Annotated in this window: 21 protein-coding genes and 1 pseudogene; 11 read left to right on the top strand and 11 right to left on the bottom strand. The window is 62.1% G+C overall.

Annotated features, from left to right (window positions below; translation table 11 throughout):
- Positions 1-6: 6 nt before the first annotated feature.
- The 3 genes and pseudogenes from AC1DSD_RS21055 to AC1DSD_RS21045 all read left to right on the top strand — a co-directional run.
- On the top strand, positions 7-333 hold the full coding sequence (locus tag AC1DSD_RS21055) for a hypothetical protein (RefSeq protein ID WP_478032848.1): 327 nt from the start codon (positions 7-9) through the stop codon (positions 331-333).
- Positions 334-992: 659 nt separating this feature from the next.
- The gene (locus AC1DSD_RS21050) at positions 993-1,694 is read left to right on the top strand and encodes a hypothetical protein (protein ID WP_478032847.1); all 702 of its coding nucleotides are present in this window, start codon (positions 993-995) and stop codon (positions 1,692-1,694) included.
- A 39-nt stretch (positions 1,695-1,733) separates the two neighbouring features.
- Positions 1,734-1,997, top strand: a pseudogene (locus AC1DSD_RS21045) (hypothetical protein); the annotation flags it as partial.
- Between the two features lie 15 nt (positions 1,998-2,012).
- Here AC1DSD_RS21045 and AC1DSD_RS21040 read toward each other — a convergent pair.
- The 3 genes from AC1DSD_RS21040 to AC1DSD_RS21030 all read right to left on the bottom strand — a co-directional run bounded on the left by AC1DSD_RS21040 (position 2,013) and on the right by AC1DSD_RS21030 (position 6,265).
- Positions 2,013-3,881, bottom strand: a complete 1,869-nt coding sequence (locus AC1DSD_RS21040; protein WP_478032845.1) for an NACHT domain-containing protein — start codon at positions 3,879-3,881, stop codon at positions 2,013-2,015.
- A gap of 120 nt (positions 3,882-4,001) precedes the next feature.
- Positions 4,002-5,705, bottom strand: a complete 1,704-nt coding sequence (locus AC1DSD_RS21035; protein WP_478032844.1) for an AIPR family protein — start codon at positions 5,703-5,705, stop codon at positions 4,002-4,004.
- 146 nt (positions 5,706-5,851) lie between these two features.
- A complete protein-coding gene (locus AC1DSD_RS21030) occupies positions 5,852-6,265 on the bottom strand; it encodes a GFA family protein (RefSeq protein ID WP_478032842.1) in 414 nt (137 codons plus the stop codon).
- 163 nt (positions 6,266-6,428) lie between these two features.
- Here AC1DSD_RS21030 and AC1DSD_RS21025 point away from each other — a divergent pair, with 163 nt between their 5' ends.
- Positions 6,429-6,626, top strand: coding sequence for a YqaE/Pmp3 family membrane protein (locus AC1DSD_RS21025; protein WP_478032840.1), 198 nt, complete (start codon positions 6,429-6,431; stop codon positions 6,624-6,626).
- Positions 6,627-6,685: 59 nt separating this feature from the next.
- Here the strand turns inward: AC1DSD_RS21025 and AC1DSD_RS21020 are convergent, their stop codons facing one another.
- The gene (locus AC1DSD_RS21020) at positions 6,686-7,954 is read right to left on the bottom strand and encodes a PI-PLC domain-containing protein (protein WP_478032836.1); all 1,269 of its coding nucleotides are present in this window, start codon (positions 7,952-7,954) and stop codon (positions 6,686-6,688) included.
- Between the two features lie 368 nt (positions 7,955-8,322).
- Complete coding sequence (locus AC1DSD_RS21015; protein ID WP_478032832.1) at positions 8,323-8,874, bottom strand: hypothetical protein; 552 nt, start codon at positions 8,872-8,874, stop codon at positions 8,323-8,325.
- 290 nt (positions 8,875-9,164) lie between these two features.
- Here AC1DSD_RS21015 and AC1DSD_RS21010 point away from each other — a divergent pair, with 290 nt between their 5' ends.
- Positions 9,165-9,476, top strand: a complete 312-nt coding sequence (locus AC1DSD_RS21010; RefSeq protein WP_478032830.1) for a hypothetical protein — start codon at positions 9,165-9,167, stop codon at positions 9,474-9,476.
- Between the two features lie 325 nt (positions 9,477-9,801).
- Positions 9,802-10,218 (top strand): glycine zipper 2TM domain-containing protein, encoded by a 417-nt coding sequence (locus AC1DSD_RS21005; RefSeq protein ID WP_478032828.1) that lies wholly within the window; start codon positions 9,802-9,804, stop codon positions 10,216-10,218.
- Between the two features lie 108 nt (positions 10,219-10,326).
- Here AC1DSD_RS21005 and AC1DSD_RS21000 read toward each other — a convergent pair whose 3' ends face one another.
- From AC1DSD_RS21000 to AC1DSD_RS20990, 3 genes are all read right to left on the bottom strand, one after another.
- Positions 10,327-10,929, bottom strand: coding sequence for a DUF4126 domain-containing protein (locus AC1DSD_RS21000; protein ID WP_478032826.1), 603 nt, complete (start codon positions 10,927-10,929; stop codon positions 10,327-10,329).
- A 49-nt stretch (positions 10,930-10,978) separates the two neighbouring features.
- On the bottom strand, positions 10,979-12,487 hold the full coding sequence (locus tag AC1DSD_RS20995) for a tetratricopeptide repeat protein (protein ID WP_478032824.1): 1,509 nt from the start codon (positions 12,485-12,487) through the stop codon (positions 10,979-10,981).
- Positions 12,488-12,765: 278 nt separating this feature from the next.
- On the bottom strand, positions 12,766-13,842 hold the full coding sequence (locus AC1DSD_RS20990) for an alkene reductase (RefSeq protein ID WP_478032822.1): 1,077 nt from the start codon (positions 13,840-13,842) through the stop codon (positions 12,766-12,768).
- 64 nt (positions 13,843-13,906) lie between these two features.
- On the opposite strand from AC1DSD_RS20990, the gene AC1DSD_RS20985 reads away from it, so the two are divergent.
- The 5 genes from AC1DSD_RS20985 to ssb all read left to right on the top strand — a co-directional run bounded on the left by AC1DSD_RS20985 (position 13,907) and on the right by ssb (position 18,518).
- Positions 13,907-14,845 carry a DMT family transporter gene (locus AC1DSD_RS20985; protein WP_478032820.1) on the top strand — a complete coding sequence of 313 codons (939 nt, stop codon included), beginning with the start codon at positions 13,907-13,909 and terminating at the stop codon, positions 14,843-14,845.
- A 7-nt stretch (positions 14,846-14,852) separates the two neighbouring features.
- Entirely contained in the window at positions 14,853-15,509 is a 657-nt protein-coding gene (locus tag AC1DSD_RS20980) for a COQ9 family protein (protein WP_478032818.1), read from the top strand.
- A gap of 346 nt (positions 15,510-15,855) precedes the next feature.
- The gene (locus AC1DSD_RS20975; RefSeq protein ID WP_478032817.1) at positions 15,856-16,113 is read left to right on the top strand and encodes a FeoA family protein; all 258 of its coding nucleotides are present in this window, start codon (positions 15,856-15,858) and stop codon (positions 16,111-16,113) included.
- An 8-nt stretch (positions 16,114-16,121) separates the two neighbouring features.
- Positions 16,122-17,981, top strand: a complete 1,860-nt coding sequence (gene feoB, locus AC1DSD_RS20970) for a ferrous iron transporter B (protein ID WP_478032815.1) — start codon at positions 16,122-16,124, stop codon at positions 17,979-17,981.
- 15 nt (positions 17,982-17,996) lie between these two features.
- Entirely contained in the window at positions 17,997-18,518 is a 522-nt protein-coding gene (ssb, locus tag AC1DSD_RS20965; RefSeq protein ID WP_478032813.1) for a single-stranded DNA-binding protein, read from the top strand.
- Between the two features lie 67 nt (positions 18,519-18,585).
- On the opposite strand, the gene metW is transcribed toward ssb, so the two are convergent.
- The 3 genes from metW to metX are packed head-to-tail and all read right to left on the bottom strand — an operon-like array spanning position 18,586 to position 20,716.
- Positions 18,586-19,173: a methionine biosynthesis protein MetW gene (metW, locus tag AC1DSD_RS20960; RefSeq protein ID WP_478032812.1), complete on the bottom strand. Its 588-nt coding sequence runs from the start codon at positions 19,171-19,173 to the stop codon at positions 18,586-18,588.
- On the bottom strand, positions 19,170-19,604 hold the full coding sequence (locus AC1DSD_RS20955) for a GNAT family N-acetyltransferase (protein ID WP_478032811.1): 435 nt from the start codon (positions 19,602-19,604) through the stop codon (positions 19,170-19,172). Before AC1DSD_RS20955 ends, metW begins: the two co-directional genes overlap by 4 nt.
- Positions 19,601-20,716: a homoserine O-acetyltransferase MetX gene (gene metX / locus AC1DSD_RS20950; protein WP_478032810.1), complete on the bottom strand. Its 1,116-nt coding sequence runs from the start codon at positions 20,714-20,716 to the stop codon at positions 19,601-19,603. The genes AC1DSD_RS20955 and metX overlap by 4 nt, the downstream gene beginning before the upstream one ends.
- Positions 20,717-20,895: the final 179 nt, after the last annotated feature.

The following is a 20,895-nucleotide window of genomic DNA, read 5'->3' as shown; positions in this document are numbered from 1 at the left end:
GACCGGATGGGGCAATATGCCTCGGGCACCGCGCGCGACCGGATCGACCAGGCGCGGCTGTTGCTGCGACTTCACCCGGAAACCGATCCGGAGTATCTGATCGTCGCATTCGCGAGGAAAGTTCCGGCGACCATGGCATCGACGACATCAAAGATTGACGGCAAGAAAGGCTGGGCCGGCCCGCGCGTCACGCATGCCGAAGCCGCCGCGCGCCTTGCCGCGCGGCGAGCCGAACTGGGCGAGCCCGATCTCCCCCGCAACGCCGGCAAGAACCGCACCCCCAGCAAACGCTCGCTGCTCAAAGCGATCGAGGATGTTGGGGGGAAGTGGTAGCAAGGCGCGGGGCATAAGGCGAAGCGGGAGGCCGTGGCGGCGGAGTGAGCCCCGCTCGACGCGAATGCGAAACCCCACTCCCGTTGCTCGCGCGGGTCAGCGAGGCCGATGCATTTTCGTCGAAGACTTGATTGCTGACCCGCATGGGCATGCGCGTGCGTGATGGGTTTGCTATGCGGGGTGTGATTTCCATTCTCGCGCCGCTGTAAGCGACTGATATCCCTACGGGTTTTTGGTCGAAAGGCGGTATCCGCTCGTTTCGCGCGAAACCCATCAAGGCGATCTTTTTTCAGGAAAAGCGCTGACTTTTCAGTGCGATAATCTTCATTTGGCAGCGTCGCGTGGTGCGCAAAAGATGCCACTTTTGCGCGCGACGCCCTGGTGCGATCGCTGGGGGACCTCAGTGCACCGCGACCCCGGCGCCGTCGCCCACCGGTGCACGAGATTCGCGCAGCGCGTCGCTCCACCCGGCGACACCTTTCCTTGACGTCCACTTACCCTCTCCTGCGCAAGGGAGCATTGTGGTTGGGGTGGTGAGCAGCTGCGCGACAGGCGATCCTGAACGTTCAAGGGGGTTGGCACCGTAACTCCCCTTGCGGGCTGCTTGCCAACCTTTCGGCCCACCTTCATTGTTATAGCGAAAAAGGGGAGGGGAATTCGTGCGTCCTATATTGACATTGGGGGCGGTGCTGCTGGTCTGCTTGACAGCTGCCAGCTTCTTCCTCTGGCCAGCCATTGCGACCCCACAGGCGGGGGCTGACGATGAAATACTGGTCGATTTCGTCCTGCCGAGGGCAATGGAAACCGGGGTCAGGTTTCAATGTCGATACCGGCTCGGCGAAATGATCAGAAAGGAGCCGGCTTATGCGGGAATGGAAGACAAACTGCCCGGCATTCTCGACCGCATGGCCGTAGCCGCCAGTAAATATTGCGACGACCATGTCGAACCGCTGCTCGCCGGAGATCGGCTTTATATCAGGGCGCAAATACCGGGCGTCTTTAATCCATCGGAAAGGGCCCGACTGGTCACATTCGTCAGGCCGTTCATCACGGACTTGCGCGCCTATCGGTTCGACTTTCGCGACGAGAGCATCGACTCCGCGCTTGCCCGACTGAAAGCAGACGAACCGGCATGGAGCGTTGACCTTACCCGTGCCGAGGCGAGGCTGCGCGCAGAGCCCGGCGGCGCTGCATTGGGCCGAAAGCTCGACGCCTTTCGAAGGCAGATCGAGACACGGATGATCGACGAGCAACGCCACGTTGTTCGAGACGGCGCCGTCGCCGCCGCAACAGACGCCGCCAATCACATGGCGAAAGAAAAAGGCTTACCCCTTCCGTTCCCTCCTGTGCCCGATATCTGAACTTATCTGATTCTAGGGGGAAACATGGAATTACGGTGACTGCTCGAGGTGCTGCATGCCTTGGTCGAGCAGGGCAATACGGTGGTGGTGATCGAGCACAATCTCGACGTCATCAAGACCGCGGCCTGGATCATCGACCTGGGGCCGGAGGGCGGCGTCAAGGGCGGAGAGATCGTGGCCGAGGGCACGCCCGAGGATGTGGCGAAGGTCGAGCGGAGCTTTACGGGCGAGTACCTCGCGCCGTTGCTGCGGGGGCGGGACGGGAAGGTTGCCGGGAAGCGGGAGGCTGTGGCGGCGGAGTGAAGCGCCAATGCATATCTAGGAGAGTATATCCAGCTTATTTCGTTCATTGACTCGGCGCTCTACGATCGGTCTCAGTCGAAAAATCGCGCCCCTAAGTCGGGGCACCATCTTGGTAATCTCTGTTTCGAGCAACCACTCCTTTACGCCGGGTTCAGATAGTCTTATTTCCCAGACATTGATCTTATATTGGCTCATCGAGCGTCGGTCTCTATTTGCACGCTCCATCTGGAGTCTCTCCTCCGATAATTGCTGCTTGAACATAGGTGGAGCCTTGTCGCTTTTCTCGACGTAATCTCTGAACGAGTGGTAGCCTTCGGGGTACATACGCACCCCATTAAAGTTCCAATTAAGAGAAGGAAATTCATCTTCCCCATATATGCTTGAGAGTGCCGACGCTTTGGCAGCAGTCACCTGCGCCTCCCCACGGACCGCTCCTGTCAATTTCCCGTTGCTATCTTGAACTTGGACTATTGAGACCATGGCCTTCAGAGCATCAAAGGGTGACGTCGATTCGTCGAGTTCTGCTACCAAATCATTGAGTGCTGGCAAAACCCACACGCGCTCGACGAGCTGACGATTTAAATCGAACAGCAGCGGCGGCAGTTTTGACGCCAACATATCCGACATCAACCGATCAAAAACCTCGAATTCGCTAGGCCCGCGATAATTAGACAAAAAACTCGCCGCAAAGAACTCTTGGAACGATCTATGAATAAAATGAAATTTTCCTCCATCCCTTTGCAAGAGACACACACTTTCTAATAGATCCCTAATCAAATCATCGATATCTACCGAAATCTCCTCTAACTCAGCCGATCTTCTTAGGTGACTATTTAACTCTATATTATCAAAGGATATAAGGTGTTCAGCCAGCGTACGGTAGCAGAATAAACTGAAAATCTTTTTAAATTCATCTTTCTGTAGTCCACTTCGATGAATTCTTCGGAATGGCCCTTTCGAGGTATCATGTCGGCTATAAAGAGTGTCAAATGCTTGTTCATAAAATAGCGCCGCCCTAACAGGTATTTCTCCCGCATCGGCATATGTCATAAACATGAGCAGACACAAAAGAGGTATCTCTAGAAAAGTAGAGCTCTCTTCAAACTCACCTTCCTTAAGTTTCGATATAAAGGATGCCTTCTTTTCTTCGTCGTGGAATTCTGTTTTCTCTATTATTTCCACCGCTTGCTCCCTTGAAAGCTTCTCCATTCTGAGTTCTGTAAATACCGAGAAGCTTGAAGTCTCCGTTTCCGGACGAGACGATATGGTCACGCGGGTTTTGGGGAAATCTACAGGAAATCGGTGCATCTGCTGAAAAATTTCTGCTTGATAGGCCGGATTTATTTCGTCAAGGCCATCGAAGAAAAACGAAAATAGTCCAGCGTGAAGGGCAGCGTTAAATAATCCATAGTTCGCGCCACGATCCGGCGTACAGAGTTCATATATAGACCTTATAAAGCTCTTCTCGCGGGGAGAGGCTAGCTCTCTCAGATTGATGAAAATCGGTATCCGCTCGCTGTTCCCGAATGTTTCTAGCGCGAGATACTTCATCAGCATGGTTTTCCCGGCGCCCGCAGTTCCTTTTATCACTAATCGCGCGATTGCCCCTTCTCGAGTGGCTAGTGTGTAATCTTTATACAGCCTACCACTCGATAAAAGATCAAGATTTACATAAATTTCTCTTAGATTTATGGGTTTTTCATCTGAAGCTATAGTCTTTACTATAGAACACATCTCCATAGTCATTCTGATGTGATCGCCGAATACGCTTGCTATTCTCACGGTTACGTCGGCTACTGGCTGAGACAGTGCAGAGGCAATTCTGTTGAGAACTGAGGTTGGGACCTTCCCCACAGCGCCGATAATTGCCGCGTGATCCATCATCGCCCTCTCCTGAAACGAAATTATGCAATATTGGAGTTACAGTGATTACCGTACCACTTTGCTGGACGCTCCAAAATTCCCTAGTTGGCGTGCCAGTTTACTAGATGCACCAAACTCCAATTATTGGGGCTGCCTTCCGAAGGCAGTGAGAATATTGTTTGTAACGCCAATCGTTCGAACACGATCGCGCTCCAGGTTTCCGCCTGTGGCCCGATCTATCAGCGCAACAGCATCCTGAAATAGCTTATCTGCCTTTGCAGAATCCCAGAGAACGGACGAAAGCGCATCGGCTCTACGAGCCATCTCCCGCGAGTTCATCTGCGCGGGACGCTCAGGATCAACAAGAAGCCGCAGCGCGAGCAGGATATGATAGCGCGCTGGCTTGTATTCCACCGGAGTGCTTTTCGCCCTAAATCGGCTTTCTAGCAGATAATATGCATACGATGCGGCATAGTACGGTTCTGGCCGATGTTCTTTTCCGTAGATGTCAGCCCCAACGCGTTCGCGTAAATTTGCGTAGCCGCGCGTGGTTTGCTGCGGCAGTTCAAGATACATGGCCGCGAATGCTCGAATAACGTTGGTCTGCGAGATCACCCGCGTCTTTTTTTCCTCGCCTCGATCATATTGGCCATCTCGGCGCTCGAAATAGATCCTCTGCTCTTCGGGAATCGCGTCGAAAAATCGTTCTAGCTGTCTCGTGAACTCCATGCGAGCAAAATACTGCTCGGGCTTCACGCTTGTCTGGCTGTTAGTCGCCTCGATGATATCGTTCATTACGTCCTGATCACGTGTTTCAATCAGGCGAAGCGGGACGTAAACACTATCATCAATCACGTCGCGCTGGTCAAAGAGCACGTTGCTTGTCTGGCAACCGTTCACGATCTGATAATCCGAGATCGTAAACCTAGATTGGACCGGCTTCACAGAGCGCGCGATGATTGTTACACCATTGTTCATAAACACAAATCGCCCCCTGCTTGGGGAATTTAACGTCTCTCTCATACTGTCGTTGACGAGATTGTACTCCTGCCAATCACGTACGTTATCGTAAAATATACTGCCAAGTATCTCAGCGCCACTTTCGTCGCTAATTAGCTTACGGAACTCGCTAAAGGGCACATATCCGATGAAAGCCTGGTTGATCCCTTCGGCGTTAGGGAGGTCGTTGCGCTCCTTGAACTCAAATGTTCGCGTAATAGCGTTCTTTGTCTGTTGATAAGCATTATGGAGTTCTTCAGCCCCAACGCAGTTCAGCTTGACGACGCCAAACAGGTTCAGTTCAGTTAAATCGCCAATCGCCGCGTCCCGTCGCGCGACTAGATCGGGATCGCTGGTCCAACGTCCGGTGGTAACGTAGTAGAGGGTGCAGGTCGGCCGCCGAGTCAGGATTGCCGAATAAGTATAAAGATGGTCGGCAATCTCGGCTGCAGCCTGTACTCGCTCGTTACGAACGATCTTAGGCGAAGTCTCAAAAAAGTCCTTCACACCAAAAGAAAAGTCGCCAATCTTAGAGCCATCGAATCCCGCTCCGCGATCAGCCTGCACAAAGATAAACGATGCGTCGATCTGGCCATTGGTTTCCGCCAGTTCATCAATTGTATCGGTGTCCGTGACGAGCACATTGTTCACGACGATCGCCACCGCGTCTATCGACGTATCGCCGCTGCCGCCGACAATGATGTCATCTATATCGAAGGTCCGACTATAATGCCGGCGCATCATCGCAAACGCAGCAAAGCGTTCGAACTGATCCTGCTCCGAAAGGTCTGCAAGATCGTATTCGTCCACGAAGCTCTTGAGTAGATTTGTGGTAATTCGATCCACGGTACTTTCCCCGCCCCGAGTCAAAAAACGCTGAGCCACGTATATCGAAAGGTCGGGGCGGGCGCACGTCGATTAGAACTTGAGTAACGATTTACTCAATGCACTAAACGGCCCTCAGCCTAGCGGCGCCACGTCCCATCTGGCCCTCAACTCGGCATCCCCTCAAACTGCGGCAAATCCAGCGGCGCCACCCACTTCAGCCGCCGCTTGACGAACATCTCCAGCTTCGGCTCGATCTTCCCAGGATTGTCGAGACTCCCAAGCGTCACGAAGACCGCGCCGGGGAAGCTTTCCAGGTTGCTCGAGAACACGCGCGCGCCGCACTCCGGACAGTAGTTGCGGTCCAGGCCTTTGCCGGATTCGGCGACATAGTGGAACGGCACGGGCGATCCGCTGGTCAGCGTGAAATCGTCCTGGGGCACGCCGAAGAACGTCGCCGCCTCGCCGCCCGATGCTTTCTTGCAGTCCAGGCAATGGCACACCGCGACGAAACTGGGGTCGGTATCGAACTCGAACTTGACGCTGCCGCACGCGCATTGCGCCGTGTATTTCTTCGCCATGGTGCCGGTCTCCTCCGTCGTCTGCTGTCCTTTGAGTGGCTGCGGTGACAGTCTACCGAATAGAGCGGCCCGCTCCAACTGTGCGTCGGGCCCAAATCGGCTAAAGATTCCCGTGACCTACCGGCCGCGATCGTGATATCGGGCTCGTAAAGGGAGAAGTCGCTTGCGTCTGATCATCGCATTATTGCTGCCGTGGTTGCTGTTCTTCACGATCGGACGGCCCCTCGCCGGGATCGTCTGTCTCGCGCTGCAGGTTACGCTGGTCGGTTGGCTGCCGGCGGCGATCTGGGCGGTCTATTCGCTCAGCCAGTACAAGACCGACCAGAAGATCGACGCCTTCCGCCGCGAGCAGCTCCGCTGATCGCCGGGTAGAACGCGCGATCGGCGCCCGGCCGCCGCGGGCCGGGCGCGCCCGCACCCCTAGAAATTCTTCGCGATCAGCTTCTCGCACATAGCAACGCTCGGGAAATCCATCAGCAGCGTGCCGTAGCGCGCCAGCTTCGGGTTCTTCGCCGCATTGTCCAGCCAGGTCTCCACGCGCGGGTTGACGTCGTTCGCGACCCCGCGCGGCGGCACGCCGAGCGCGGCGCTGGAGAAATTGAGGTACCAGGAATCGGGCATCACCCCGTTCGCCGCATCGTCGAGCACGCCGATCACGATGTTGGCCTTGATCGGCGCAATCTCGTTATACTTGTCCTGCAGCCGGAACGACACGCCCTGGAGCGTGCGGTAATCGACATTGCCCTTGCCGGGATCGACCCATTCGAATTCGTTGGTGCCGAATTCGGACACCCATGCGGGCGTGCCCCAATATTTCTCGAACACGTCGAGCGAGACGAAATATTTGACCGGCGTGCCCCCGCCCTGATGCGGCCTGCCCTCGAGCCGGCGCAGCACGACCAGCCGGCCCTTCAGGTCGTTCATGACCGGGGCATATTGCCCGATCGGATCGAGATAGGGTTGCTTGGCGGCCCCGGCAAAGGCCTGATTGACGCAGGCGATGATCGCATTGGCCCAGGCCAGATCATCGGGACCGTCATCGACCTTGAGCTGGACGACGATCGTCTCGTCGGTCGCATTGACGTTGAGCGAGCCGTCGAGGAATTTGCGAAAGGTCGTCGCCACCTCCGCCAGCGTGTAATAAGTGGCATAGCCGGCATGCACCACTTGCAGCGCCGCCGACTTGGTGCTGACGCGAATGTCGAAATAGCGCACGCCGACATAGAGTTGCTCGAGGATCGTCATGTCCTGGCAGCAATTATACGCACCCATGCCGAACGTGCCGCTGTCATGCGTGCCGGGCATGGTGACCTGATGGAGCTGGAGGGTACCGGCGAGCTTGCCGGTCCAGGGCGCGAAGACATGGTCGATCGTCACCGTCAGCGTGTCGCCATCGAGCGAGACGCGCGTGCCCGCCATCGTATCGGTGCCGCGCGCCGACGTGTCGCCGTTCAGCCTGACGCCGTAGTCGCGGAGCTTGCCCAACGTTCCCGTCAGGAAGATTTCCATGTCCGAGACATGCGCGTTGACCGTGCGCAGCGCGAAAAAGGCGAACCACGGGCCCCCGGCAACCGCTTGGCCGATCCGGACCGGCTTGCCATCGTTCGCAACCACGATTGGCGGGACACCGGGAGCGACGATCGCTCCCTGACTGTTGTTGACCAGATAGATGGTGATGATCGTTCCCATGTCCGACGACTCCCAAGCCCGTTGGTTTCGTACGCGTCATGATGGCGGGTTGATAGGTTCTGGCAGGCGCGTAACCGGATAAATTACGGCCAAATTGGATGAGTTAGCGCGTGCGGGATGACAATGTGGCGCGCCCCAACTGCCGGGTCAGGCTAGTGTGGTGGATTTGAAATTCGCCACATTAAGCGGCTAGGTACGGAGCGAATTTCAAATCCTTAAACCACACTAGAATCAATGGTTTCTAGTGACCCTCTTGGATCTGAAGTTCGCACCCACCTAGCCAAATCGTTGAGCGAACTTCAGATTCGGGTCACTGGCGCTCACGGCTATCGAAGGCGAACACCCGCGCATAAGCGACGTCGTCGGCATCAGCGAGGCCCTCTCGCGGCCGCACGGAAGCACACCGCCGAGATCAGCCACAACCCCGAAAACACGCCGCTGAACATCAGCGCCCTGAACGGGCCATCCGGCACGCTCGCGGTCACCGGCGCGGTGGCGACGGCGATGCCGAGCAATGCCTGCATCACCGCCACGCCAAGCATCGCCCGCGCCATGCCCGCGGGCCGGAACCAGGCGGCGAACGCGCCCACTGCTGCCGTTACGGCCAGCAGCAGGAAGCCGATGCCGTTGCCGTCGTCGCGGACGATCGTCGTCCATACCGTCAGGAACGACGTCACCAGCGCGATGGCGACGCCCGCGCGATAGGCGCGGCTGCCGCTCGCCTTTTCGGCGAGTTCGTAGAGCAGCCCGACCCCGCCGATCATGACGCCGGCAACGACGAAGCTGCCGATGCCCCAATGCCAGTCGCTGCTGACCCGCATCATCACCGCCGGGACGAGCAGCAACACCAGGGCCGCGGTCCAGCGGGCGATCCGCCAAGGAGTCCACAGACGCGCCGCTCGTTCGATCGATCCAGCCATGTGTTCGTCTCCGGTTCTTAGACAGACCCTCACCCTTCCGGCGCTTTCGCGCCTCCCTCCCTCTCCCGCATGCGGGAGAGGGAAGGGGCCCGCCGCCGAAGGCGGTGGGAAGGGTGAGGGTCTGTTCACCTCCATTGCGGCCTTCTCATCGCACATGCGGCGATAAGCGGCATGAGCGGGAGGTGAGAAAACGCTGAATAACGATCCCGGGCCGCGGCCGGCCGGCGGCGCGGGAACGCCGTCGCTCGCTGTCCGTTGACCTCGCATCGTTTCACTTCGGGAGAGGAAACATGCCAAACAGCAAGCAAGCCCGCGACAGCCATGGCCGCTTCAAGACCGACAACCGCTCGCGCAACCGCTCGATCGCGGCGGGCGCGGTGCTGGCGGTCGGCGCGGGCCTGGCCGCCGCCCTGTGGCGCGGATGGGTGAAGATGCCGCGCGCGCCATGGATGGACGATGCCGAGGGGCAAGAGGCGCCCGACCTCGCGCTCGACGCCGCCAAGCCCGACACCGACCGCGCCCCCGAGGATTTCCGGCCCGATCCGGAAGCGATCCCGAGCGAGGCCGAGCGCGAGGCGTTGAAGCCGGCGTCGGTGCACTAAGAGTCGCGGACTCCCCTCCCTGAAAGTGCGTCGGGTGAACAGCGCCCCGCGCTGTTCAGGTCATGCCGGGGGCATGACCGACCCGACGCAGGGCCGGGGGTGGGTGCGCGCGTCTGCGCGCCCAAAAGACTCATCAACCGACCGCAAGGACAGCGTCGAACGAGGCATCGAGCCTCGTCCGACGCTCAACCCACCCCTTAATCCCCTCCCTGCAAGCAGGGAGGGGAGATATATTGGACACATTCCCCACTATTCTTACGCCTCCGCAACTATTCGCGCCGCGACGCATTGATACGCTAGTGCGGGGCTACAGGAGGAGAGTAGAATGCGTATCCTAACCCTTGCGTTGATTGCCGCCACCGCGGCGACGACCGCCGGCTGCGCCGAGACCTATGACTCGCCCGGCTATGCGAGCGACTATCGGTCCTATCGCCAATACGATTATAACCGGCCCGATCCGCGCTATAACGGCTATTATGCCGACCAATATTATGTCGACAATCCGCGTTATCGCGAACGCCGGCTGAGCCGCAACGACCGCGTCTATGTCGGCCGCGACGGCCGCTATTATTGCCGCCGCTCGGACGGCACGACCGGACTGATCGTCGGCGGAATCGCCGGCGGCGCGCTGGGCGCGGCGGTGACGTCGGGCCGCTCGGAGCCGTTGGGCATCATCCTGGGCGCGGCGGCGGGTGCTGTTGCCGGCCAAGCGATCGACAAGGACAATGTCCGCTGCCGGTGAGGTGACGCGGATGGCAAAAAACCATGTGCTCCTGCGAAAGCAGGAGCCCAGGGCACCAGGCGAGGGACAGAGTAACCCTGGGTTCCTGCTTTCGCAGGAACACGGGAACTAGGTCGATGCGGGCGGTTGTTTCTTCGGGAACAGCCGCCTGAAGGCGTGGCGAAGCACGAGCAGCATCGCGACCGCCGCGGCCAGCACCAGCACCGCGATCACCACCGCCGCCCAGGGGCTGGCGATCGCCGCCACGAGCAAACCAGTCGTCGCGACATCCTCGCCGGCCGACACCGCGATATTGCTGAACGGCTCGGGACTGGCGTTGACGGCCGCGCGTGTCCCGGCCTTGGCACCATGCGTCAGCAACGCCGCGCCGCCGCCGAGCAGCAAGGCGATCACCTGCCATTTGGCGTCGTGCGGATCGACGATCGCCAGCGCGAGCAACGCGCCGCCGATCGGACGGACCAAGGTGTGGACCGCGTCCCAGGCGCTATCGACCCACATCACCTTGTCGGCGAAGAATTCGGCCAGCGCGCCAACGCCCGCGGCGCCGATCACCCACCAATTGGCCAGCACGTCGAGGCTGTGGAGTTGGTGCGGCAGCGCGATCCAGCCGAAATGCATCGCGAGCCCGGTGGCGAACACGCAGAGATACAACCGCCATCCACTCAACAGGCTGATGCTGGCTGCGAGCCCGATAATGCCCACCGCGTCCATGGCAGCGACGCTATCAGCAAGCCGCGCTCACGTCACGCGAGAGCAGGGATCAGGCCTTCACCCCCATCTTGACCAACGCGGTACGTGCCTTGGTGAACCCGGGATCGGCTTTCAGCGCGCGGCGCAGCAGCGCAATGATCGCGTCGCGATCGGTGGTCAGCGTTGACGCGTTGAAACAAGCATCCGCCAGGCCAGCGGCGCAGGCCCGATCGTACAGTGCGTTCGCCTCCACCGTGCTTCGCGTGACCCCCTCGCCATTCTGATAGATGATGCCGAGATTATAGCAGCTGTGCATCTCGCCATTATTGCAGGCCTTGACGAACAGGTCGGCCGCTCTTTTCCAGTCGATCGCGACACCCAGACCTTTCGCATAGGCTACGCCGAGATTGTAGCAGCCCAGCGTCACGCCGCCGTCACAGGCGCGCGTATACAGCGTCGCGGCGCGGGCCGGATCGCGCGGGACCGTGGTGCCCGCGGCATAGAAAACGGCCTGGTTCACGCATCCCTGAAGCTCGCCGCCGTCGCATGCCTTGGCATAGAGAGCGAGGGCGCGCGACTTGTCCTGGGGAACGCCCTGGCCCATCGAATATAAACGCCCGAGAAGGACACAGCCATAAGCGGCGCTGGTGTCACAGGCCTTGGTGCCCAATTCCACCGCGCGAGCATAATCGCGGGGGAGTCCGCTACCGTCGGCATAGGCCTTGCCGAGATTGGCGCAGGCGGTCTGCTCGCCCAGATCGCAAGCCTTGCGGAACAGATCGACGGCGCGCGCCTGGTCGTGGGCCAGACCGTTACCCTCGGCGTTGAGCACACCGAGATCGGAACAAGCCATGGCAAGGCCGCCATCGCACGCCTTGGTGTAGAATTGGGCGGCCAAGGCGTCATCGCGAATGACGCCGAGGCCCCGGCCATAAAGCTGGCCGATCGCGTAACAGCCCGCGAATTGCCCGCTGTCACAGGCCTGCACATAAAGGGTCTTAGCCTTTACGATATCAGACGGCACGTCCTTACCGATGACGAGCAGGCCGGCGAGGGGGAGACACCCCATCTTGGGGTCGTGCGCGCAAGTCTTGTCATAGAGCTTGGCGGCGCGTTTCTGATCCTGCGACACGCCGCGCCCGTCCATATAGAGACCGGCAAGATTGTAGCAGCCCTGCATTTCATTGGCATCGCACGCCTTGGTGTAGAGGTCCGATGCGCGGGTTTCGTCCTTCGCGGTTCCTACGCCGCTCTCGTTCGCCCAGCCGGCATTGGTGCAGCCGAGCGCCAGGCCGAGATCACATGCCTTGCTGAACAGCGTGGCGGAACGTGTGTCGTCCTTCTGGACGCCGCTGCCGTCATGATAGAGTACTCCGAGCTCTCCACAGGCGGCGGCCGACCCCATGTCGCAGCCCTTTTCGAGCAGAGGCGCCGCCTTGGCATAATCCTTGGCCTGCAACGCGTCCGCCGCGCGTAGTAATACATTGTCCCTGCCGCCATGTCCTTCCGCGACCGCCGGCATTGTCGTCAGCGCGGCCAGAGCGAAAAGTGCGGCCAGTCCTCTGCGAATCAACCCCATACCATCCCCCCAATGGACCCGAGCAGCATAGCGGGTCGGGTGGCGCGGCCAATAGGTAGGAATTGCACCCGACTATATCGTGGGGAGCGGCAGGAAGATGATTTCGTGATAGCGCTGCGCCCGACACGCGCCGGGTCGACTTCGCTCATGTGGCCCCGCTTACGATGGAAACGGCTCAAAGCCATCATGCGAAGGGGACCCTGCCGGTGCGTCGGCGGGCCCCCTCCACCATCGCTTCGCGATGCCCCCGAGGCAAGCTGGGGGAGATTTAGCTAGGCCTACTCCGCTGCCTGCTGCTCCAACGCCGGGTAATCGATATATCCCTCCGGCCCCGGCGTGTACCAGGTCTTGAAGTCGTCGGCGTTGAGTTCCGCGCCGCGGCGGAAGCGGTCGACCAGGTCAGGGTTGGCGATGAACTTGCGCCCGAACGAGATGCCGTCGGCGAGACCCGAGGCGACATCGGCCTGCGCACCCTCGACCGTATAATCCTGGTTGAGGATCAGCGGCCGCGCGAACACCTCGCGGATCTTCGGGCTCAGCTTGGGCACTTCCGACGCGCCGAACGTCCCCGCCGGCGACAGCTCGCGCAGTTCGAGGAAGGCGATGCCGAGGTCGTTGAGCACTTTCGCCGCCGGCACGAACACCGCTTCCGGATTGCTGTCGTCGGCGCCCTGCGTCTCGCCATTGGGCGACAGGCGGATCGCGGTGCGACCGGCGCCGACTTCGGCGATCACCGCCTGGACCGCTTCCTTCATGAAGCGGATGCGGTTTTCCGGGCTGCCGCCATAATCGTCGTCGCGGAAGTTGGTGTTGTCGCGCAGGAACTGGTCGATCAGATAGCCGTTCGCGCCGTGCAGCTGGACCCCGTCGAACCCGGCGGCGATCGCGTTGCGCGCCGCGGTGGCATATTCGTCCTGGGCGCGCTTGATGTCGTCGAGCGTCGCGGCGCGCGCTTCCTGATAGGGGTTGTCCTCCTTGTGATAGGGCGCGCGCGTCACCGAGGACGACAACGGCTGCAGGCCCGTCACGTCGGGCCGCGCGAGCCGGCCCATATGCCAGATCTGCGCGACGATCTTGCCGCCCGCCTCATGCACTGCGGCGGTCACCGGCTTCCACGCCTCGACCTGCGCATCAGTCCACAAGCCTGGCGCGTTGGGCCAGCCCAGGCCGAGCCGGCTGACGCCGGTGCCTTCGGTGATGATCACGCCGGCGCCGGCGCGCTGGCGATAATAGTCGATCATGATGTCGGTCGGCACATGCTCGGCGGTCGAGCGGCCGCGCGTCAGCGGCGACATCAGGATGCGGTTGCTGGCGGCGATATCGCCAAGCTGGATAGGATCGAACAACGTCGGCATATGCGGATAACCTCCCGAAAGGACTTCTTTGCGGACGCGGCGCAGATAGGTGTTATGGGGCCGCATGCACCGGGAAAGCGCAACAAGAAAAGCTTCGGACGGCAAAAGCGTCGCTGCCCATCCTTTTGCTTTCGCGGCACTGATCCTCGCCAATATCCTGTTGAGCGTCGGCCCGGTTTTCGTGCGGATGAGCGATGTCGGGCCGGTCGCCGCCGCGTTCTGGCGTATCGCGCTGGCGGCGCCAGTGTTGCTCGGGGCGGCGTTCGCTACCGGCTGGCGGCCGACCGGGATCAGCCGCGGCGTGTGGTGGGCGATCGGGGCCGGCGGACTGTGCTTTGCCGGCGACCTCGCGGCCTGGCATGTCGGCATCCTCAAGACCCAACTCGCCAATGCGACCCTGTTCGGCAATTCGACGACTCTGTTCTATCCGGTCTATGGCTTCCTGATCGCCCGCGCCTGGCCGTCCAGGACGCAGGGGTTCGCGCTGCTTCTCGCGCTGGCTGGGGCGGGGCTGCTGATGGGGCGGTCGATGCAGATCGCGCCAACGCATCTGGCCGGCGACCTGCTCTGCCTGCTCGCGGGGATTCTCTACACGATCTATTTCGCGATCATGGCGAAGGTGCGCGACACGATGGCGCCGATCCCCGCGCTCACCTTGTCGACCCTGGCCAGCCTGTTGCCGCTGCTGGTCTTCGCCAATCTGCTCGGCGAGCAAGTGATGCCGCACAATTGGACGCCGCTGGTGCTGATGGCGCTGTCGAGCCAGATCATCGGCCAGGGGCTGATGATCTTCGCGCTCGGCCAGATGTCGCCGATGGTGATCGGCATCGCCTTGCTGACGCAGCCGGTGATGGCGGCGACGATCGGCTGGATCGGCTATGGCGAGCGGCTCGACGGGGTCGACATGATCGGCGCGGTCGCCGTCGCGGTGGCGCTGGTGCTGGTCCGCGGCGAGCGCAAGGACGCCGCCGAGCTTGCCCCCGAGGGTACGGCAGGAGCATAAGCGCGCCATGACCCTTTCTGCAGATCCGACGCTCGACGAAATCCGCGAGGCGCTCGCCCCGCTCGTCGCCGACAATGCCGCGTTCGACGGCTGGAAAGCGGCGGCGCGCGACATGGCGGCCGACCAGCTCAGCGTCGATCGCGACGTGGCGCTACTGGCGCTGCCCGATGCCACCGCGATGATCGACGCCTGGTTCGCGAGTATCGACCGGGGAATGGTCGAGACGCTGCCGCCCGAAACGTTGGCCAAGATGAAAGTGCGCGAGAAGATCGCCGCGCTGGTCGAGGCGCGGCTCGATTTGCTCGCCGCGCATCGCGAGACGTTGCGCCGCGCGCTCGCGATCCTGGCGATGCCGACCAATGTCGCGCATGGCGCGAAGCTCGGCTGGCGCGCCGCCGACCTGATGTGGCGCGCCGCCGGCGACACCGCGACCGATTACAATCACTATACCAAGCGCGCGATGCTGGGCGGCGTCTATGCCGCGACGATCACCGTGTTCCTCGACGACGAGAGCGAAGGCCAGGCCGATACGCGCGCTTTCCTGGCGCGGCGGATCGAGGGAATCATGCGGTTCGAGAAAGCCAAGGCGCAGTTCCTCGGGCGGATCGAGCATCGGCCCAGTCTCTCGCGCTTCCTCGGGCGGCTGCGGTATCCGGCGGTTTGATTGATTCACGCGGAGGCGCGGAGGCGCGAAGAGCGATTGAATGTGGTTCGCGCAGAGGCGCTAAGGACGCGAAAATTCCTTCTCCCCTTGTGGGCGCATCAGGTCGGTCATGCCCCCGGCATGACCTAAACAGCGCGGGGCGCTGTTTACCTGATGCGGGAGGGAGGCGCGAAGCGCCGGAAGGATGAGGGGGAGTCACGAGCGATATCGCCTGTGAGTCCCCCTCACCCTTCCCACGCGCTGCGCGCGCGGGCCCCTTCCCTCTCCCACAAGGGGAGAGGGAATCCAGCGCAATACGTAAAGAACGTTATTGATAATCACTCGCAGTACCTCTAGGTGAGTCGCCATGGCGACGATTCCGCTCAGCCTTGAACAACTTCCCCAGCGCCAGCGCGCCACCGTCGCGGGTATTGCCTGGGATCGGCTGACCGCGCCCGAGGGCCGGCGGCTGCGCGAACTCGGCTTCGATGAAGGCGTCGGGATCGAAGTGCTGCACCGCGCGCGGATCGGCGGCGGGCCGATCGCGTGCCGGATCGGACGCATGACCGTGGCGCTGCGCCGCCGCGTCGCCGGCGCAATCCACGTCGATCCGCTGACCAGCTAGCCACCAGGATGAACCCCGCGCCGCTGGTCGCGTTGGTCGGCAACCCCAATGCCGGCAAGAGCGCGCTGTTCAACGCGCTGACCGGCGCGCGGCAAAAGGTCGGCAATTATCCCGGCGTGACCGTCGAGCGCCACGCCGGCCGGATGGCGCTGCCCGATGGCCGTCCGGTCGAATTGCTCGATTTGCCCGGCACCTACAGCCTCGAACCGTCGAGCCCCGACGAGCGCGTCACCCGCGACGTCGTCACCGGCACGCAGGCGGGCGAGCGGTTGCCCGATGCGATCATCGTGGTGGTCGATGCTTCCAACCTCGACAACCATCTGCGCTTCACGCTCCAGTTGATCGCGCTCGGCTTGCCGGTGGTGGTCGCGCTCAACATGTTCGACCTCGCCGAGCGCGACGGCCTCAAGCTCGATCCGCAAGCGCTGGCGCGCGAGCTCGGCGTTCCCGTCATTCCCACGGTCGCGGTGCGCAAGCGCGGGATCGACGAGCTCAAGGAAGCGCTGGCCGATCTCGCCACGCCGGGGGCGACGGCATTGCGCCCGAGCGACCCGGTGCTCCATGCCGACATCGCCACCTTGCAGCGCCGCGCGCGTCAGATCGCGATGGCGGCGACGATCTCGGAAACCCCGGTGCGGCGCTGGACGCACATGCTCGATTCGGTCGCGCTGCATCCGGTGTTCGGCGTGCTGCTGTTGTTCGTCGTGCTGTTCGTGATGTTCCAGGCGGTGTTCTTCGCCGGCGCGGCACCGGCCGAAGCGATCGCCAGCGGATTCGACTGGCTCGCCGGGCTGGTCAAGCAAGTCATGCCCGATTCGATCCTGCGGTCGCTGATCACCGATGGCGCGATCGCGGGCGTGGGCGCCGTCATCAAGTTCCTGCCCCAGATCCTGATCATGTTCTTCTTCATCCTGGTGCTGGAAGCGAGCGGCTATATGGTCCGCGCCGCGTTCCTGATGGACCGGATCATGGCGAGCGTCGGGCTGTCGGGGCGCGCCTTCATTCCCCTCCTCTCCAGCTTCGCCTGTGCCGTCCCCGGGATCATGTCGACGCGCACGATCGAGGACGAGAAGGACCGCCTGACCACGATCCTGATCGCGCCGCTGATGACCTGTTCGGCGCGGCTGCCGGTCTATACGTTGGTGATCGGGGCGATGATCCCCAATGTCCGCGTGCTGCCGTTCGTCGGGCTGCAGGGGCTGGTCATGCTCGGCCTGTACATCATGGGGGTAGCCGGCGCGTTCGTCGTCGCTTTGGTCCTGCGCCGCACGGTGACCAAGGGCGCCTCGTCGGGCTTCATGATGGAGATGCCCAAATACCAGTTGCCGAGCGTGCGCGACCTCGCGATCGGGCTATGGAGCCGCGCCGAGATCTTCCTCAAGCGCGCCGGCACGACGATCGCCTTCACCACGATCGTGCTGTGGGCGATGCTGTCCTTCCCGCAAGTGCCCAAGGACAGCCAAGTCAGCCAGGTCAATTATTCGGTCGCCGGCCGCATCGCCAATGCGATCGAGCCGGCGTTCCGCCCGATCGGCTTCAATCGCGACATCGTGCTGGCGCTGATACCGGCCATGGCGGCGCGCGAAGTATCGGTCGCCGCGCTGGGCACCGTTTATGCCATCGACACGTCGGGCGGCGACGATGAAACCAAAATGGCGCAGACTCTCCACAAGCGCTGGAGCCTGGCCACCGCCCTCGCGTTCCTCATGTGGTTCGTGTTCGCGCCGCAATGCATCTCGACCATCGCGGTCACCAGACGAGAGACAAACGGGTGGCGATGGCCCGCTTTCATGGTTGGCTATTTGTTCCTGCTTGCCTACATCATGGCCGGAATCACATACTGGCTGGCGACACTCGCCGGCCTCTAGGCTAGGGCGAATTTCATGGCGGGCAGCGTCAACAAGGTCATTCTCGTCGGCAATCTCGGGCGCGATCCCGAGAGCCGTACTTTCCAGAACGGCGGCAAGGTCGTCGAGCTGCGCATCGCGACGTCGGAACAGTGGAAGGACCGCAATTCGGGCGAGCGCAAGGAGCGCACCGAATGGCATACGGTCAAGGTCTTCAGCGAAGGCCTGGCCAATGTCGCCGAGCGCTATCTGCGCAAGGGCTCGAAAGTCTATATCGAGGGCGCGCTGCAGACCCGCAAATGGCAGGACCAGGACGGTAAGGACCGTTATTCGACCGAGATCGTGCTGCAGGGCTTCAATAGTGTCCTGACGATGCTCGACGGCGCGCCGGGCGGCGGCGGTGGTTCCGGTGGCAGTGGCGGCGGTGGCTTCTCGAGCGGCCGCGACGAATTCGCCGACGCGCCGAGCGGTGGCGGTAGCGCCTTCGGCGGCGGCGGCGGCAGCAGCGGCGCTCGTGGCGGCTTCTCGGACGATCTTGACGACGACGTACCGTTCTAGGATCGGAACGCATCGATATTCGTGCTTCTGCGCGAGCAGGAGCACGGGTTCGATCCGGCAACCGCCGCTACCTTTTCAGCAAGAACACCGCATGCTCGGCGAGCAGGTTCGCCATCGTGGCACTCGTGCGCTGATCGCCTGACAGGAACCACGCGCCCTCGACGGTGATGCCGCGCTCATTCAATAGCGCGCGGAAATCGTCGATCGTGACGTGGTGGATGTTGGGCGTCGCGTACCAGGCGACCGGCAGCAGCCGCGTCACCGGCATCCGTCCGCCCCAAAGGAGCGACGCGCGTACCCGCCAATGCGCGAAATTGGGGAAGGACACGAAAGCGTGCCGCCCGATCCGCAGTAGATGTTCGAGCACGACATCGGGCGCGCGCGTCGTCTGCAGGGTCTGGCTGAGGATGGCGTAATCGAAACTGTCGTCGGGATAATCGGCAAGGTCGGTATCGGCATCGCCCTGCACTACCGACAGCCCGCGCGCGACCGCGCCCGCCACATCGCCGGCGTCGAGTTCGAGCCCGCGCGCATCGACCTGCTTCTCGTCGCGCAACGCCGCCATCAGTTCGCCGTCGCCGCAGCCGATATCGAGCACGCGGCTGCCCGGCGCGACATTGGCGGCGATCACCGCGAGGTCGGGACGCAAGCTCATTCGGGCGTCGCCCGCAACGCGTCGGCAAACCCCGGCGCCAGCCGCTCCATATAGCGGCCCGGCCGTATCAAGGCGTGGAAGCCCAGCGCCTCGTACACGCCATGCGCATCGGCGGTGACGAGCGCCATCCGCCGGATACCGGCAAAGTCGGGATGATCGACGAACCACTTGACCATCGCGCGCGCCACACCCTGCCCGCGCGCGCGCTCATCGACCCAGACATCGGCCAGCCAGGCGAAAGTCGCGTGGTCGGTGATCATCCGCGCATAGCCGACCTGCTCGCCCTGGCTGTAGGCGCCGAGGCAATGCGACCCGGCGATCGCGCGTTCGACCAGCGCGCGCTCAATCCCGGGCGACCAATAGCTCGAGGCGAGCCATGCATGCACCCGCGCCACATCGAGCCGCGCCTTGTCGTCGGAAAGTTCGATCACAGTGCCGCCCTCAGGAAGCCGTCGACCACGCGGTTGAGTTCGGGCGCGTCGAGCAAAAAGGCGTCGTGCCCGAACGGACTGCTCAACTCGACGAAGCTCACCGCCGCGCCGGCCGCGTTGAGGGCGTGGACGATCGCGCGCGATTCGGGAGTCGGATAGAGCCAGTCGGTGTCGAAGCTGACCAAGGCGAACCGCGTCCGGCTCCCCTTGAAGGCATTCGCCAGCAGACCGCCATGCTCCTCGGCCAGGTCGAAATAATCCATCGCCCGGGTGATATAGAGATAGGAATTGGCGTCGAACCGGTCGGTGAAGCTCAGCCCCTGGTGGCGCAGATAGCTTTCGACCTGGAAGTCGGCGTCGAAGCCGAACGACTTGGCTTCGCGCGCCTGCAGCCGCCGGCCGAACTTCTCGGTCAGCCCGGCTTCGGACAGATAGGTGATGTGCGCCGCCATCCGCGCCACCGCGAGCCCGGCCGCGGGCGGATCGCCTTCGCCGTAATAATCGCCACCGCGCCAATTGGGGTCGGCCATGATCGCCTGACGGCCGACTTCGTGAAACGCGATATTCTGCGCGGTGTGGCGCGCGGTCGAGGCGATCACCACGGCCTTGGTCACGCGATCGGGGTAGGTCGCCGCCCAGCTTAGCGCCTGCATCCCGCCCATCGACCCACCGACCAGGGTGACGGTGCCGACCCCGAGATGGTCGAGCAGCATCGCCTGCGCGCGGACCATGTCGCGAATCGTGATGACCGGGAAGCTCATCGCCGCGGGACAGCCCGTCGCGAGATTGACCGTCGCCGGGCCCGACGACCCCATGCAGCTGCCGAGCACATTGGCGCAGACGATGAAGTGGCGCGCGGGGTCGATCGGCTTGCCGGGCCCGACCATCCGCGTCCACCAGCCCGGCTTGCCGGTGATCGGATGGTCGCTCGCGACATATTGGTCGCCGGTCAGCGCGTGGCAGATCAGGACCGCGTTCGACCCGTCGGGGGCCAGCGTGCCGTACGTCTCATAGGCGATATCGACCGGCGACAGCAGCACGCCCCCGTCGAGGCGGAGCGGCCCCGGCAAGGTCACGTGGCGCGACAGGCCGAAGCGCTGATCGTCGGTCATGGAGATGCGGTTAGTGGGAAAAGGGCGCCTGTCCAAGCCTTACGGGCGCAAATCCTCCCCATCGCAGGCGGGGGAGGGGAACAGCCCAAGGCTGGTGGAGGGGAAGATTCACCCGTCATCCCAGCGAAAGCTGGGATCTCAGGCAATATCGCGATACGGCTGGAGACCCCAGCTTTCGC

It is taken from the genome of Sphingomonas sp. P4_D12 (assembly GCF_056401895.1).
The sequence above is the reverse complement of the archived record's forward strand: the minus strand, read 5'-3'. Positions and strand labels throughout refer to the sequence as shown.

Bases quoted from the DNA above. Each gene is read 5' to 3' on its own strand.
- AC1DSD_RS21055 (WP_478032848.1), top strand. From the start codon at position 7: ATGGGGCAATATGCCTCGGGCACCGCGCGCGACCGGATCGACCAGGCG.
- AC1DSD_RS21040 (WP_478032845.1), bottom strand. From the start codon at position 3,881: ATGATGGATCACGCGGCAATTATCGGCGCTGTGGGGAAGGTCCCAACC.
- AC1DSD_RS21030 (WP_478032842.1), bottom strand. From the start codon at position 6,265: ATGGCGAAGAAATACACGGCGCAATGCGCGTGCGGCAGCGTCAAGTTC.
- AC1DSD_RS21020 (WP_478032836.1), bottom strand. From the start codon at position 7,954: ATGGGAACGATCATCACCATCTATCTGGTCAACAACAGTCAGGGAGCG.
- AC1DSD_RS21015 (WP_478032832.1), bottom strand. From the start codon at position 8,874: ATGGCTGGATCGATCGAACGAGCGGCGCGTCTGTGGACTCCTTGGCGG.
- AC1DSD_RS21010 (WP_478032830.1), top strand. From the start codon at position 9,165: ATGCCAAACAGCAAGCAAGCCCGCGACAGCCATGGCCGCTTCAAGACC.
- AC1DSD_RS21005 (WP_478032828.1), top strand. From the start codon at position 9,802: ATGCGTATCCTAACCCTTGCGTTGATTGCCGCCACCGCGGCGACGACC.
- AC1DSD_RS21000 (WP_478032826.1), bottom strand. From the start codon at position 10,929: ATGGACGCGGTGGGCATTATCGGGCTCGCAGCCAGCATCAGCCTGTTG.
- AC1DSD_RS20995 (WP_478032824.1), bottom strand. From the start codon at position 12,487: ATGGGGTTGATTCGCAGAGGACTGGCCGCACTTTTCGCTCTGGCCGCG.
- AC1DSD_RS20990 (WP_478032822.1), bottom strand. From the start codon at position 13,842: ATGCCGACGTTGTTCGATCCTATCCAGCTTGGCGATATCGCCGCCAGC.
- AC1DSD_RS20985 (WP_478032820.1), top strand. From the start codon at position 13,907: ATGCACCGGGAAAGCGCAACAAGAAAAGCTTCGGACGGCAAAAGCGTC.
- AC1DSD_RS20980 (WP_478032818.1), top strand. From the start codon at position 14,853: ATGACCCTTTCTGCAGATCCGACGCTCGACGAAATCCGCGAGGCGCTC.
- AC1DSD_RS20975 (WP_478032817.1), top strand. From the start codon at position 15,856: ATGGCGACGATTCCGCTCAGCCTTGAACAACTTCCCCAGCGCCAGCGC.
- feoB (WP_478032815.1), top strand. From the start codon at position 16,122: ATGAACCCCGCGCCGCTGGTCGCGTTGGTCGGCAACCCCAATGCCGGC.
- ssb (WP_478032813.1), top strand. From the start codon at position 17,997: ATGGCGGGCAGCGTCAACAAGGTCATTCTCGTCGGCAATCTCGGGCGC.
- metW (WP_478032812.1), bottom strand. From the start codon at position 19,173: ATGAGCTTGCGTCCCGACCTCGCGGTGATCGCCGCCAATGTCGCGCCG.
- metX (WP_478032810.1), bottom strand. From the start codon at position 20,716: ATGACCGACGATCAGCGCTTCGGCCTGTCGCGCCACGTGACCTTGCCG.